A 13192-nucleotide genomic window follows, 5' to 3' on the forward strand; every position below is an offset into this window, starting at 1 on the left:
CCGGAGCGAGCAATATGACCCTGGTGAAAGACTATCTGGGCCCGGCCGACGGCGGCGCCTGGTTTTCCGATACGCAGTGGCTGCAGGCACTTCTGCGCTTCGAGTCCGGCCTGGCCCGGGCGCAAGCCGATTGCGGACTGATTCCGGAGCCCGCAGCCCAGGCCATTGCCAGCGCCTGCGCGCAGGCGCCTCTGGACCGCGACCGCATTGCCGAGCAAGCTCGCGCCAGCGGTGCGCTGGGCCTGGCCCTGGTCAAGCCACTACAGCAGTGGCTGCAGGCGCATGCCCCCCAGGGCCTGCCCTGGCTGCACTGGGGCGCGACCACACAGGATGCCGTGGACACGGCCAGCGCCCTGCTCACCCGGCAGGCACTGCAGGCCCTGCGGGCCGAGCTGCAGGCCCTGGTCGCAGCACTGCGGGAGCTGGCCGCACGGCATGCTGCCACGCCCATGCTGGCGCGCAGCCTGCTGCAACCCGCACAGATCACGAGCTTCGGCCTCAAATGCGCACAGTCGGCTGCGGCGCTGCAACGCAGCATCGACCAGCTCGCCCAGTTGGCGCCCCTGGCCTTGTGCGTGCAGCTGGGCGGCGCCGTGGGCAATGGCGCAACCCTGGGCACGCACAGGCTGGCGGTGGAGCAGGCGCTGGCGCGGCAGCTGGGCCTGGAGGCCTGCGGCCACAGCTGGCATACGCAGCGCGACAGCTGGATGCGCCTGGCCATGGAAGTGGCCGTGTGCTGCGGCAGCCTGTCCAAGCTGGCGCGCGACTGGTCGCTGATGTCGCAGTACGAGGTCGCAGAGATCAGCGAGGCCGCGCGCGGCAGCACTTCCAGCGCCATGCCGCACAAGCGCAATCCCGTGCACTGCATGCAGGCCGTGGCCCAGACCCAGGCCGTGCCGCCGCTGGCCGCCCTGCTGCTGAGCTGCATGGCCCAGGCCCACGAGCGCGCGCTGGGTGAATGGCAGGCGGAGGTCGCCCACTGGCCCGATCTGTGGCGCCATGCCCATGGCGCGGCCGCCGCACTGCGCCAGGCCGCGCAGACGCTCCAGGTCCACCCGCGGCGCATGCTGGAGCATGTGGCCGGCCTGCGAGGCCTGGTGTTTTCTGAGGCCTGCGTGCATGCGCTGGCGCCCTTCACCGGCAAGCATGAAGCCCTGGCCGCCGTGGAGCAGCTCGCCCCCCTGGCGCTGGAGCAGCAGTGCGACCTGCAGGAGCTGCTCGTGCAATGGGCCGCCAGCCGCACCGCTCCCGAGTTCACCCCCGAACAGCTGGCCGCACTGCGACGCGCGTTGTCGCTGGCCTGCGACCCGCAGCAGGCCGTACAGGCTTCGCAGCGCGAATGCCTGGCCCTTCTGGCCAGCCGTGCGGCGGCCACCCTTGAAGAAAGCCCCGTCAATGCACAACACACCGCCCCCTGTCCCTGAAACCACCGACAGCCTGCAGCGCGGCCTGGCCAATCGCCGTCGCGTGCTCGGCGATGCCTGGGTGCAGCGGTCCGTGGAGAACGCGAATGTGCTCAATGTGGAGTTCCAGCGCATGATCACCGCCTATGCCTGGGACGGCATCTGGAGCCGCCCGGGCCTGGAGCGCCGCACGCGCCGCATCATGGTGCTGGCCATCACGGCCGCCATGGGGCGCTGGGAGGAGTTCGAGCTGCACATACGCACGGGACTGCAGGCCGACCCGGCCGACAGCGAGGCCGCGCCGCTGGATCTGGACACCATTCGCGAAGTGCTGCTGCAGACCGCCGTCTATGCCGGTGTGCCTGCGGGCAACACCGGCATGGCGGTCACACTCAGGGTGCTCGGGGAGCTGGGGCGCATGCCGGAGGCTGCCAGCTTCGCCCCCTGAACCCGGTCTTATCAGGCCCCGGGCGGCTGCTCGTCGACGTCGGCGCCCGGGTAGCGTGCAAAGCGGCGGTTCTCGGTGCCATGCACCGGGTCGTTGTCCTTCCAGGGCCAGCCGCCGAACTGGGTGCGACGATAGTCCTGCATGGCCTGCATGATCTCCTCCTGCGTGTTCATCACAAAGGGGCCGTATTGCGCCACCTTCTCGCCAATCGGCCTACCCTGCAGCAGCACCAGCTCTGCACTGACATCGCCGGTGTTGACCAGCTCCAGCTCGCGCTGAGCGTCGACATGCATGGCCAGATGGCCGTTCACGGTTTCGCCACCCACAGTCATGCTCTTGCCGACGAAGAAGTAGAGCATGCGGTGAGTTTGGTCACCTGCTGCCCTGGGCATGCTCCAGCGGGCACCGGGCTCCAGCTCCAGCGTCCAGATGGCCACATCGCTGTCGGCCTGGGAAGCCCAGGATTCAGGTGGTGGCGGCAAAGCCTTGTCCGCACCGTCCAGGGCACCAGCCACCACGGTGACGGTGGTTTTCCTGCCCGCCGCGTCGCTGAAGCTCAGGCGCGGAATCTGCTCGTTCCAGAACATGGTGAAGTGGGGCTCCACCATCTTGTTCCTGGCGGGCAGGTTCAGCCAGATCTGGAACAGCTCCAGCGGATTGGGCTGGTCGCTGCTCAGCAGCGGAAACATCTCCGAGTGCTGGATGCCCTTGCCGGCCGTGAGCCACTGCACATCGCCGCCGCCGAAGCGCGCGGCTGCGCCCAGCGAGTCCGCATGGTCGATGCGGCCCTTGCGCACCAGAGTCACGGTCTCGAAGCCGCGATGCGGGTGGCCCGGGAAGCCCGGAATCGGCTCGCCGTGGTACATCGAGAAACCGTCTCTGGCGCTGAAGTCGCTGCCCATTTCGCGCCCCTCGAACTCCACGGCCTGCACGCCCATCTTTCCGTTGCTGGCCGGATAGCTGTCATCGTGGTGAGCGCAGAACAGGAAGGGGTCCAGGCAGGGCCAGCGCGGGCCCAGGGGGGCACTTTCCAGAATGGGTGGGCGATTCGTGGTCATGGAGTTCTCCTCTTGAGAAGCCGCTGCCAGCTGCAGGGCCTGAAGTCTCGAAGATAAGGCCAGCCCACGGGTTTGAAAGACATCACTGCTGGGACAGTACTTGCCGCTTTTGCAACAACGGCAAGCCTGCAACTGCCCGAGCCGGTGCTCAGCCGCGCGCCGGAATGTTCAGGCCTTTTTGCGTCGCCGGGCGGGCCATGAAGGCCTTGAGCACGCGTTGCAATTCGGGGAACTCGCTCCAGCCCACCAGCTCGGCGGCGTTGTAGCCGTTCTCGTCGACCATATTGCGTACCCAGGGCCAGATGGCGATGTCGGCAATCGTGATCTGCTCGCCCATGATCCACTCGCGGCCCTGCATGCGCTGCTCCAGCACGCCCAGCAGGCGTTTGGACTCGTTGATGTAGCGGTCGCGCGGGCGCTTGTCCTCGAAGTCCTTGCCCGCGAACTTGTGGAAGAAGCCGACCTGGCCGAACATGGGGCCCACGCCGCCCATCTGGAACATCAGCCACTGCAGCGTCTCGTAGCGCGCCGCCGGGTCTGCGGGCAGCAGCGGGCTGCCGCTCTTCTCGGCCAGATAGATCAGGATGGCCGCCGACTCGAACAGCGCCAGCGGCTTTGCGCCCGGACCTTGCGGGTCGATGATGGCGGGAATCTTGTTGTTGGGGAAAGTGCCGACAAACTCTGGCGTGAGCTGGTCATTGGTCTGGAAGCTGACCAGGTGCGCCTCGTAGGGCAGCTGCATTTCCTCCAGCGCAATCGACACCTTCACGCCGTTGGGCGTGGGCAGCGAGTACAGCTGGATGCGCTCGGGGTGCTGCGCGGGCCATTTACGGGTCACGGAAAAATCGGCAAGGGTGCGGGTCATGCGGCTGGCTCCTGAAAAAGGGTTTGCCGCATCGTAACGGCACAGGCCGCTCAGCGCAGCAACTGCCAGAACATCTGCACGCAGGGTGATGGCGCCTGCTGCATGCTGACCAGCGCAATGCGCGAGTGGCGCGCAGCATCGGCCAGCGGCTGCAGCACCACTCCGGGCGGGCAGATGCGCTCGTAGACGCTGGGCACGATGGACAGGCCCAGGCCGGCAGCCACCAGAGCCATCATGGTCGAGGTCTCGCGCGCCGGCTGGGCGATGCGCGGCACAAAGCCGGCCTCGCTGCACAGCGCCAGAATATGTTCGTGCAGGCCACCGCCCAGCACGGCCGGGTGCAGCACAAAAGGCTGATCGGCCAGGCTGCTCAGTGCCAGTGCTTCGCCCGCAACCGCCTTGGCATGTGCCACCGGCAGGGCCAGCTTCAGCTCATCGCGCCACAGCGTCTGCTCCCGGATCGGCACGGGGATGCGAAACGTCGGCGACGGGCGCATGAAGCCGATATCGATCTGCCCCGCCGTCAGCGCCGCGATCTGCTCGCCCGTGGTCATATGCTGCAGGTCCAGCTCCACCTGCGGGTGGCGGCTGCGAAAGTCGCGCAGCATGGTGGAGAACTCGTCAAACAGCGGCACCGATGCCGTGAAGGCGATGCGCAACCGCCCCGCCAGGCCATGGGCCGCCATGCGCACCAGCTCGCCCGCCTGCTGGTGCAGCTCCACGATCTGCCGCGCCTTGTCCTGCAGCAGCAGGCCTGCTGGCGTCAGCGCCACGGCGCGGCGCGAACGCTCGAACAACTGCGCCCCCATCTCCTGCTCCAGCAGACGGATCTGCTGGCTCAGCGGGGGCTGGCTCATATGCAAACGCTGGGCCGCACGGCTGAAATTCAGCTCCTCGGCCACAGCCAGAAAACAGGTCAGGCGGCGCAAATCCATAGGACGATTTTCGTATCAAGTCCAGACGCAAACGGTATTGGACGCAATAGTCGCCGCTTTTCACAATCCGCTAAGCCGCACAAGCCATGACAACCGTAGCTGCCTGCGTTGATTCAAAAAGGGTTCAAGGCCTGACCAGGCCCGCCCGATACAGAGAGACATTGATGAAGCCATTTCCCCTTTTCACCGTCCGCCGAGCCCTGCTGATCAGCGCCGTGGCGCTGGCCGCAGGCTGCGCCCAGCAGCCAAGCAGCCCGCCCAAGGAGCCTGTGCGCCTCATGACCTCGGGCGGCTTCACTGAAGCGCACAAGCTGCTGGCGCCGCAGTTCACGGCCCAGACCGGCCTGGCGGTGGAGTCGGCCTACGGCTCGTCCATGGGCGCCTCGCCCACCTCCATTCCCAATCGCCTGAGCAAGGGCGAGAAGGCGGACGTGGTGATTCTGGCGCGTGGCGCGCTCGACGATCTGGCCGCCAAGGGCCTGGTGCGCAACGGCACCCAGATCGACCTGGTGCGCTCTGCCGTGGGCGTGGCCGTGAAGAAGGGCGCCCCCATCCCCGACATCAGCAGCGAGGACAAGCTGCGCCAGGTGCTGCTCAACGCCAAGAGCATTGCCTACTCGGCCAGCGCCAGCGGCACCTATTACGAAACCCAGATGCTCAGGAAACTCGGCATTCACGATCAGGTCATGCCCAAGAGCAGGAAGATCGTGACCGAGCGTGTGGGCACCATCGTGGCGCGGGGCGAGGCCGAGATCGGCCTGCAACAGGTCAGCGAGCTGCTGCCTATCGAGGGCATCAGCTATGTCGGCACCCTGCCCGATTCGGTGCAGCACTACACCATCTTCTCGGCCGGCACGGCCAACACCTCCACCAACCCGCAGGGACTGGAGCAACTGCTCAAGTACTACACCTCGCCCGCCGCCGCCAAGACGATTCGGGAAACCGGCCTGGAGCCCATTGCCAAGCCTCGCTGAGCGCCGCACGGCCCCGCAAAAAAGCCCGCCAGGCAAATGCCTGCGGGCTTTTTCGTCGCCTGCCAGCTCAGCGCTTGCTGCCGGGGCCGGCTTTCTGCACCAGGGCCACTGTCAGCCCCTGGGCGGTGACGGTGATGGCGCCAGGCTCCATGGCCAGCGCATCGACCAGCGCCAGCTCCTGGTCCTGCAGCTGATAGAGCACCACCTGGCCCATGGCCTGCTCAGCCAAGGCCGTGGCATAAGTGCCCAACATATCGCTGAGTGCAGGCGACAGCCCGTCCATGCTGAGCTGGTTGACCTTGATCTGATAGGCGCGCAAGGTGCGGTCGGTGGGTTCATAGCGCAGCGCGAAATCGACATTGAGCAGGCCGCTGTACTGCTCCTTGAGCACCTTGCCGCTGAGCTCGGCCGGGATCACGGCGTTGAGCATATTGCGCTCGGGCCGCATGCTCAGCTGCGGCGCCTTCAGGTCCAGATGCAGCAAACCCGCCACGGGAAACTGCCTGGGGAAACGCTTGGCCAGCATCTCCTGCAGCTTCTGCTGGCTCACGCTCACGCTGCTGGGCACGGACTTGCCCGAGCAGCCCGTGGCAGCCATTCCCAATCCCAACACTGTCACTGCCAACCATGCGCGCCGATTCATCACGACCACCGAACTCCGTAAAACCTGATTCAAAACCCATGCAAACGCTTGATAAACCAACGCTGTCAGCTATGGTTTTTGAGCAATCCATTGTCTCTGAGCCTGCTATTCCACAGAGTCTCGATGGGTGTTCGCAGTTCCCTATCTGACGCAATCTGCAGGTAAAAGACTGTTATCTAACGTCCGACGCCACCAGGGGTTGACCGTCGGCACACGGCAGCAGTGCATGCACAATGATTTGCATGACTGCATATCCCTCTTCCCTCAGCCACGAGGCGCTGACCGCCGCTGCCCAGGACACCAGCCTGCCCGATCAAGTGCTGACCCAGTGGTTCGGCAGCGCCAGGCCCGGCAATGCCGATGCCCTCAAGCACAAGGCGCAGTGGTTCACCAAATCGGCGGCCTTCGACGAGGAATTGCGCCAGCGCTTTGGCACTGCGGTGCAAGCCGCTCTGGGCGGTGCGCTGCAGCACTGGAGCACACAGGGTCCGTGGCAGCAGTTGGCATTGGTGATCCTGCTGGACCAGTTCACACGCAATATCCACCGCAACACCCCCAAGAGCTTCGCAGGTGACGCGCAGGCGCTGGCCCTGGCTCTGCAGGCAATGGACTCCGGCAGCGACCGGCTGCTGCCCGAGGTGGCCCGCGTCTTTATGTATCTGCCGCTGGAGCATGCCGAAGACCCGGCCATGCAGCAACGCAGCGTAGCCGCCTTCGAGGCTTTGCTGCAGAGCGCCACGGACGCCGAGCTGCGCGAATATCTGGCCGGAACGCTGGACTACGCCCATCGCCATCAGGTGGTGATAGAGCGCTTTTGCCGCTTCCCACACCGCAACCACATTCTGGGCCGCACCAGCACCGCCGAAGAGGCCGAGTATCTGGCCCAGCCAGGGTCAGGCTTTTAGGGCAATCACGAGCCGCGCGTAGCCTCGCGCAGCGCGGGCTCCTGGCGCGCCTGATGCTGGCGCGCGGGCTTTTTGCCCGCCCCCAGGTCGCGGTGGCGCATGGCCCAGCGCTCCACCGTGTAGAACGACAGGGCCGACAGCGCGGTAGAGATCAGCAGGCCTGCGACCACGGTCACGGGCCAGGAGTAATCGGCGCGCAGATAGCGCACCACCGGGTAGTGCCAGAGGTAGATGCCATAGGACAGCTGGCCCAGCTTGATGAGCAGCGGTGCCGTCAGCATTTCATAGACCAGTCCCTCGGGCTTTTGCACGGACAGCAGCACGACCAGTGCCGCGCATTCCACCACCGTAATGCCCCAGACCATGGCGTGCTGGTTGTCCCACTCCAGCTCCATGATCAGCGGCACGGCCAGTACAAACCACATGGTGTAGGCGCGCAACGACTGCAGACGCTCTATCCATTGGGGACGCTCCATCATCAGCGCCGCCAGCAAGGCACCGGCCAGCAGACCCGAGGCCCGCGTATCGAAGCGGAAAAAGATTTCGTAGAACTGCTGGCCCTGCACCACCCAGAAGATGCGCCACAGCGTGCCCAGCAGCCACAGCGCCGCAAGCGGCGCCCAGACCCGGCCCGGAGTGGCCTTGCGCAGCAGCAGCACCAGCAGCGGCGGCCAGATCAGATAGAAATGCTCCTCCACCGACAGCGACCACATATGCAGCAGCGTGTCCGGACTGTCGAAGAAGGCAATGCCGTAATCGGCCAGGTAGAGGATGGAGACCAGGGCGTCCGAATAAATATCCGTAAGGTCTGGCCAGATAAAGGGGGCGAACAAGCAGTACGCGAGCAGGAACAGCGCCAGCGCAGGCATGAGCCGGAAGAAGCGGCGGCGGTAAAAACGCCAGTAATCAAGCTTGCCATGCTGCCGATACTCCATCAGCAGCAAGGAGGTGATCAGAAAGCCGCTGAGCACGAAGAACAGATCGACGCCGAAGAAGGCGCCTTCGAACATCGGGGCATGTGCGTGCGAGAGCAGCACCAGCACAATGGCTATGCCTCTCAATCCATCAAGCGCTGGGTTATAGCGCAGCTTGAACGCCGACTCCACCAAAACCGGACACCTTTCCTTTCGCCCAGGCACAGGCCGGGCTTGCAGACAAACAATCACAGCCATGTACAGGACATGGCTGACGCAGTATTCAGAATTTGAGCAAAGAGGCAGTAACAGCTCTTTGCAGCGACCCGGGGGTCGCAGAGCACATGAAAACGCGCTCGGGGGGGCCGGAACCTGGCAGGCGATTTGTCTGCTTCAGCTCACTGACGGTGAGACGGCAGATTGTTATGAATGCCCGCAGCCAGACGGCTTGGCGTCTGTTGACAGGTGAACAGACCGGGGCAATTTGAACAGATTTTTGCCGCCTGCCCAAGCCAGGCACAGAGCTTGCCGGGCTCTGGCAGGGTCTTGGCAGGCCGCGTTAACAATTGAGAACAAAAACAGCAGGCCGCGCTCCACCCATCGGCACCATCAGCTATCAAATTTGAAGCTTCAGGATGACTTGCGGCGGCCGCAGGCAGGTGCACTTTGGTGAACATCGCGCCACAGCAGCATCTCGGCCACGCGCTCGGACTTGTCGTCATCAAAGCCCAGCTTCTGCGCGCGCTCGACGGGATTGATCCAGGTGCCAAACAGCATGTCCCACAGCGGCAGACCGTAGTTCTGCGCATGGTGGCCATGCTGATGGTGCACGGTATGCATCTCCGGGCGCTGCAGCACATAGCCAAGCCAGCGCGGCGTGCGTATGTCGGCATGGGTGAACAGATCGAAGGCCGCCGTCAGCCCCAGGGCTACGGCCGCCGCCGCCGGGCTGGCGCCCAGCACCCAGTAGCTGGAGATCACGCTCAGCAGCATGGCAGCGCAGGAGTCCAGCGGGTGGGCGTAGAACGAGGTCAGCACCTCGATGCGGCGCGCGCTGTGATGCAGCTGGTGGAACACGCGCCACAGCAGGTCGGACGCATGGGTGGCACGGTGCCACCAGTAAAAGACAAAGCTGGTGATGAAAAAGCTCAGCAGCCCCACCAGCAGCGGACTCCAGCGTGCCCCCACATCGAAAAGCGCATTCTGGCGAATGCGCTCCTCCAGCAACCAACCCAGCGCCAGCGTGCAGGCCAGTGTCAGCGCGCCCAGGGCGCTGCTGTAGATCAGCCAGCGCCGGTCGCAGAGATTGCGCGAGGCGGGCGCAATCACCTCACGCGTGAAGACCACCACGAACAGCAGCGCAATCAGCGGATAGACCAGGTACTCCAGCACGGCAAACACTCCCCTTGCGGTTTGCCCTGCAGTCTATCGGCTGATGTGGCTTTGCCGCTTTATTGGGGCAATACGAACTGCTCCAGCGGCGTGTCGTTGGGCGCGGCCAGCTGCTTCTTGAGCACCTCGCCCATGGGCAGGTTCAGGTTCACGTTCTTGGGTGCAATGGGCTGCATGAACCATTTTTTGTAGAGCTTGTGCAGCTCGCCCGAACGGATCATCTGCAAAATGGCGCCGTCCACTGCCTTCTTGATCTGCGGGTCGTTCTTGCTGAACTGGATGGCAATCGGCTCGGCACCAATCACCTCGCCCACGATCTTGTAGCCCTTGGGATTCTTGCTCTGGCCGATCACGCCGGCCAGCATGTTGTCGTCCAGCACAAAGGCATCGACGCGACCCGACTCCAGCATCAGAAAGCTCTCGAACTGGTCCTTGCTCATCAGCGTCTTGAAGTTCAGCTCGTTGTCGCTGGCGTATTTGCGCAGAATCTGCACCGCCGTCGTCCCCGCGATCGCGCCCACATTGCGCCCCTGCAGCTGCTTGAAGGAGGTGATGCCCGAGTCGGCACGCACGGCCATGCGCACCTCGCTGACATAGGTGGTCAAACCAAACGCCACCTGCTTCTGGCGCGTGAGGTTGTTGGTCATGCTGGCGCAGTTGAAATCGGCCGTGCCGTTGTTGATCAGCGGCATGGTGTTCTGCGGCGTCAGCACCATGTACTTGATCTGCGCCCTGGGCGCAATCGCCTGCACCACGCGCTCGCAGAGGTCCATGTGATAGCCCACAAATTTTTCGTTCGCGCCGATCACATAGGACATGGGGACAGCGGCTTCGCGCACGCCCAGCACCACGGTGCCACCGGCCTGCCAGCGCTGCAGCGTGGGCGATGCCGACAGATCCACGGCCGTGTCGATATTGGCACCGATCGTGGAGCTCGCCGCTTCCGTCTTGCCCGCAGCCATGGCCGAACCCGCGCATACCAGCGCTGCTGCCAGCCCAACCCATTTCGACGACTTGTCCATCACCCACTCCAGAAAAATAAAAGCGCCGAGACCTCTGGTCATCGGCGCTCATCACCCACCCGATCCGGCACACACCTCATGCACTCATGAGGCCCTGGCCCGATTGTCCGTGTTCGTTTATTGCTTTGAGTGGAATGCTTATGCCTGCACGGCGCTTCATGCGTCGCGTTTGGCGGGGGGCGTCCCCATCAGTTCACACAGGCGCAGGTGGGCACTGCTGGCCTCATCGACCGGCTGCTGGTGCTTGGCCTGCAGATAGCGTTCGGTGAACACGCCCAGATAGCTCTCCAGCACGCGGCCGGCCTGCATATCGCCGGCATCGCCCACCAGTTCCAGACACAGGGCCGCCACCTCGCTGGTGCAGAAATGGTCGTCGCGCTTGGACCTGCGCAACTGATAGCGAGAGATCAGATCCGGATGCAGGCTGAGCACGGGAAAGCCATCGAGATACGGGCTTTTGCGAAACATCTTGCGCGCCTCGGACCAGGTCGCATCCAGCAGTATGAACAGCGGGCGCCTGCCGGGCTGCAGCGCACGGCTGTCGCCGCCGTCCAGCGTCTCCACCACACGCTCGGCGGGCTCGGCATATTCGCCGGGAAACACCACATAGGGCTGCCATTGCGGATCGGCCAGCAAGGCCCCGAGCTGCGGGTCCACCTCGGTACGCGCCCAGCCGAAAGCATGGGTGTCCTTCACCACATCGGCAATCAGCCAGCCCGTGTTGCTGGGCTTGAGCGGCTCGGCATCATGCATCAGCAGGCAGAAGGCCGCGCGCGTGGCCAGCTCGGGGCGCAACGCGCACATGCAGTGCGAGGGGCGCAAACGGCAGCCCTCGCAGCGCTCGCCCTTGGGGCCGCCGCGCGCCATAAACGGCCGCGTGCTGCGCGCCAGCCGCGCCAGGCGCAAGCGTGAGACGGCGTGCGGGGGCAGCGTGGAGGCAACGGTTTTCTGCGGGGTCAGAGCGGTGAGAGACAAAGGCGTGGAAGCGGGCAAGACGGACACCAGCGGGTTCGGACAGATGCCCGGATTGTCCCGCCTTTGCCAATTCCAGTGCTGACGCTCCCGGAGCGCCGCTCAGTCGCAGTCACCTTGCTCAAAGGTCGGACCACGGCCAAAACTGAACACCGTGGGCCTGGCATGCCTGAGTCCGGCGGCAATCACGTTCCTGAAGCGCTCCGGCTCGCAGTTGAATCGCGTGTCCAGCACATAGTCCTCGGACTCTGCCTTGGTCATGGCATCGCGCCAGGCGGCCGTCGCATCCAGCACCTTGCCGTCCACCATGGGGGCCTGCACCGAGTAATTGATGAAGTTGGTCAGACGCGAGCCCTTGGCCTCCAGATAGACCACGGGGTCGGCGGCATTGCCGCACAGCGTCAGGCAGTCGGCGTAATAGCGGCTGTCCAGCAAAGGCTCGAAGCTGCCAAAGGTCAGATCGCCGAGCTTGATGTCGGGCTGGCCCTCGGATACGTTCAGCACGCTCTTGAGCGAGAGATTGCAGCTGGGCGCGATATCGATCTCGACAGACTCGATCACCTTGTCGGCTTCGTCGCTGACCAGGGTGATATCGCAGCCGTCGGTGCGGAACTGGTGGCGGTGGAATTCCGAGCGCATGGCCGGGCCGGCAATCTTTTGCGCATAGGCCAGATTCATGCCTATGGTCTCGGTGCTGAACAACTGGTCGATCACACGCCTGGCCTGGGCGGCAGGCGCAGGGGCCGGTGCTGCGGCCGGAGCCGGTGCCGGGGGCGCTGTGGCTTCGGTCTTGGAATCCGAGCAGGCCAGCAGCAGGGCGGCGCCAGCCATGGCAACGCTCCAGACTCCGCAGCGTTTGATCCAGCAATGAAGCATCTGCATATCCTTGTGAGTTCGCAAGCCCCGCAATATAGGTGCAGGCCCCGAAATCACCAAGAACGAAAGGTTTCAGCCCCCAAGGCACTCCAGTTCGAACAGCGGCATATCCGCCTGACGGCTCAGCCATACGCCGCCGCCCAGCTCCTTGAAGTGAGGCTGCAGGCCGCGGCGGTACAGCTCGCCACGGTGCCGATACAGGCGCGGGTCGGTCAGATCTTCATCAATGATGTCGCGCTCGTAATCCTCACGTGCCACCGCCTCGATGTAGAGCCCGCCGCGCGACAGCCGGCCCAGATTGGCCAGTGCCTTTTTCAGATCGGCCGGGCTCAGATAGGGCAGCACGCCCTGGCAGATCACCAGATCGAAAGGCTGGCCATCTTTGGGCTGCCAATCCACCACCGAGCCCCGCTCCCAGCCATAGCGCTCGCACAGATAGGGGCTGAACTCCACGCCCTGATACTGCACGCCCGGGAAATGCCTCTGCACCGCCTCGCGCCACAGGCCTATGCCGCAGCCCACATCAAGCACCCGCTGCACTGGCACGCGCAGATACGCAAGATACGAGCAGACGAACGCACCCAGCCGACGCGCGTGCTCGGGGTCGATCACGCTGGTCTTTTTGTCAAAGTAAAAGCGCTGGTAATACGCCTCGTCAAACCACTCGTTGCTTGCTGATTGCACGCAGCCTCCTTCAAAAAACAAACGGCGCCCGAAGACGCCGAAACTTCAAAAACCGACGCTGACTCAGGAAAGAGGCAGCCAGCAAGGGCCCAGGCGGCCCC

General features: G+C 64.5%; 14 protein-coding genes. 4 read left to right on the forward strand and 10 right to left on the reverse strand.

Translation table 11 applies throughout. The features are described from left to right. The first annotated feature begins 14 nt into the window (after window positions 1–14). Window positions 15–1424 carry a lyase family protein gene (locus AC1RTQ_RS16395; protein ID WP_492877268.1) on the forward strand — a complete coding sequence of 470 codons (1410 nt, stop codon included), beginning with the start codon at window positions 15–17 and terminating at the stop codon, window positions 1422–1424. Then, window positions 1396–1851: a carboxymuconolactone decarboxylase family protein gene (locus AC1RTQ_RS16400; protein ID WP_302092529.1), complete on the forward strand. Its 456-nt coding sequence runs from the start codon at window positions 1396–1398 to the stop codon at window positions 1849–1851. Before AC1RTQ_RS16395 ends, AC1RTQ_RS16400 begins: the two co-directional genes overlap by 29 nt. A gap of 11 nt (window positions 1852–1862) precedes the next feature. On the opposite strand, the gene AC1RTQ_RS16405 is transcribed toward AC1RTQ_RS16400, so the two are convergent. From AC1RTQ_RS16405 to AC1RTQ_RS16415, 3 genes are all read right to left on the reverse strand, one after another. Further along, on the reverse strand, window positions 1863–2909 hold the full coding sequence (locus AC1RTQ_RS16405) for a pirin family protein (RefSeq protein WP_492877270.1): 1047 nt from the start codon (window positions 2907–2909) through the stop codon (window positions 1863–1865). A 148-nt stretch (window positions 2910–3057) separates the two neighbouring features. Then, window positions 3058–3774, reverse strand: coding sequence for a glutathione binding-like protein (locus AC1RTQ_RS16410; protein WP_492877272.1), 717 nt, complete (start codon window positions 3772–3774; stop codon window positions 3058–3060). A gap of 50 nt (window positions 3775–3824) precedes the next feature. Next, window positions 3825–4709, reverse strand: a complete 885-nt coding sequence (locus AC1RTQ_RS16415) for a LysR family transcriptional regulator (RefSeq protein ID WP_302092532.1) — start codon at window positions 4707–4709, stop codon at window positions 3825–3827. Window positions 4710–4873: 164 nt separating this feature from the next. On the opposite strand from AC1RTQ_RS16415, the gene AC1RTQ_RS16420 reads away from it, so the two are divergent. Then, window positions 4874–5683: a substrate-binding domain-containing protein gene (locus tag AC1RTQ_RS16420; RefSeq protein WP_492877274.1), complete on the forward strand. Its 810-nt coding sequence runs from the start codon at window positions 4874–4876 to the stop codon at window positions 5681–5683. A 67-nt stretch (window positions 5684–5750) separates the two neighbouring features. Here AC1RTQ_RS16420 and AC1RTQ_RS16425 read toward each other — a convergent pair whose 3' ends face one another. Next, window positions 5751–6281, reverse strand: coding sequence for a DUF1439 domain-containing protein (locus AC1RTQ_RS16425; protein WP_304351696.1), 531 nt, complete (start codon window positions 6279–6281; stop codon window positions 5751–5753). Window positions 6282–6568: 287 nt separating this feature from the next. On the opposite strand from AC1RTQ_RS16425, the gene AC1RTQ_RS16430 reads away from it, so the two are divergent. Further along, on the forward strand, window positions 6569–7231 hold the full coding sequence (locus AC1RTQ_RS16430; protein ID WP_492877277.1) for a DUF924 family protein: 663 nt from the start codon (window positions 6569–6571) through the stop codon (window positions 7229–7231). Window positions 7232–7236: 5 nt separating this feature from the next. On the opposite strand, the gene AC1RTQ_RS16435 is transcribed toward AC1RTQ_RS16430, so the two are convergent. From AC1RTQ_RS16435 to AC1RTQ_RS16460, 6 genes are all read right to left on the reverse strand, one after another. Continuing rightward, on the reverse strand, window positions 7237–8340 hold the full coding sequence (locus AC1RTQ_RS16435) for an acyltransferase family protein (RefSeq protein ID WP_492877279.1): 1104 nt from the start codon (window positions 8338–8340) through the stop codon (window positions 7237–7239). Between the two features lie 435 nt (window positions 8341–8775). Beyond that, entirely contained in the window at window positions 8776–9537 is a 762-nt protein-coding gene (locus AC1RTQ_RS16440) for a sterol desaturase family protein (RefSeq protein WP_492877281.1), read from the reverse strand. Between the two features lie 59 nt (window positions 9538–9596). Further along, window positions 9597–10559, reverse strand: coding sequence for a transporter substrate-binding domain-containing protein (locus tag AC1RTQ_RS16445; RefSeq protein ID WP_492877528.1), 963 nt, complete (start codon window positions 10557–10559; stop codon window positions 9597–9599). Between the two features lie 156 nt (window positions 10560–10715). After that, a complete protein-coding gene (locus AC1RTQ_RS16450) occupies window positions 10716–11552 on the reverse strand; it encodes a tRNA-uridine aminocarboxypropyltransferase (RefSeq protein ID WP_492877283.1) in 837 nt (278 codons plus the stop codon). An 81-nt stretch (window positions 11553–11633) separates the two neighbouring features. Beyond that, complete coding sequence (locus AC1RTQ_RS16455; protein ID WP_492877285.1) at window positions 11634–12362, reverse strand: hypothetical protein; 729 nt, start codon at window positions 12360–12362, stop codon at window positions 11634–11636. Between the two features lie 117 nt (window positions 12363–12479). After that, complete coding sequence (locus AC1RTQ_RS16460) at window positions 12480–13091, reverse strand: class I SAM-dependent methyltransferase (RefSeq protein ID WP_302092540.1); 612 nt, start codon at window positions 13089–13091, stop codon at window positions 12480–12482. Window positions 13092–13192 lie beyond the last annotated feature (101 nt).

Source organism: Comamonas sp. GW821-FHT11H03 (genome assembly GCF_058807955.1).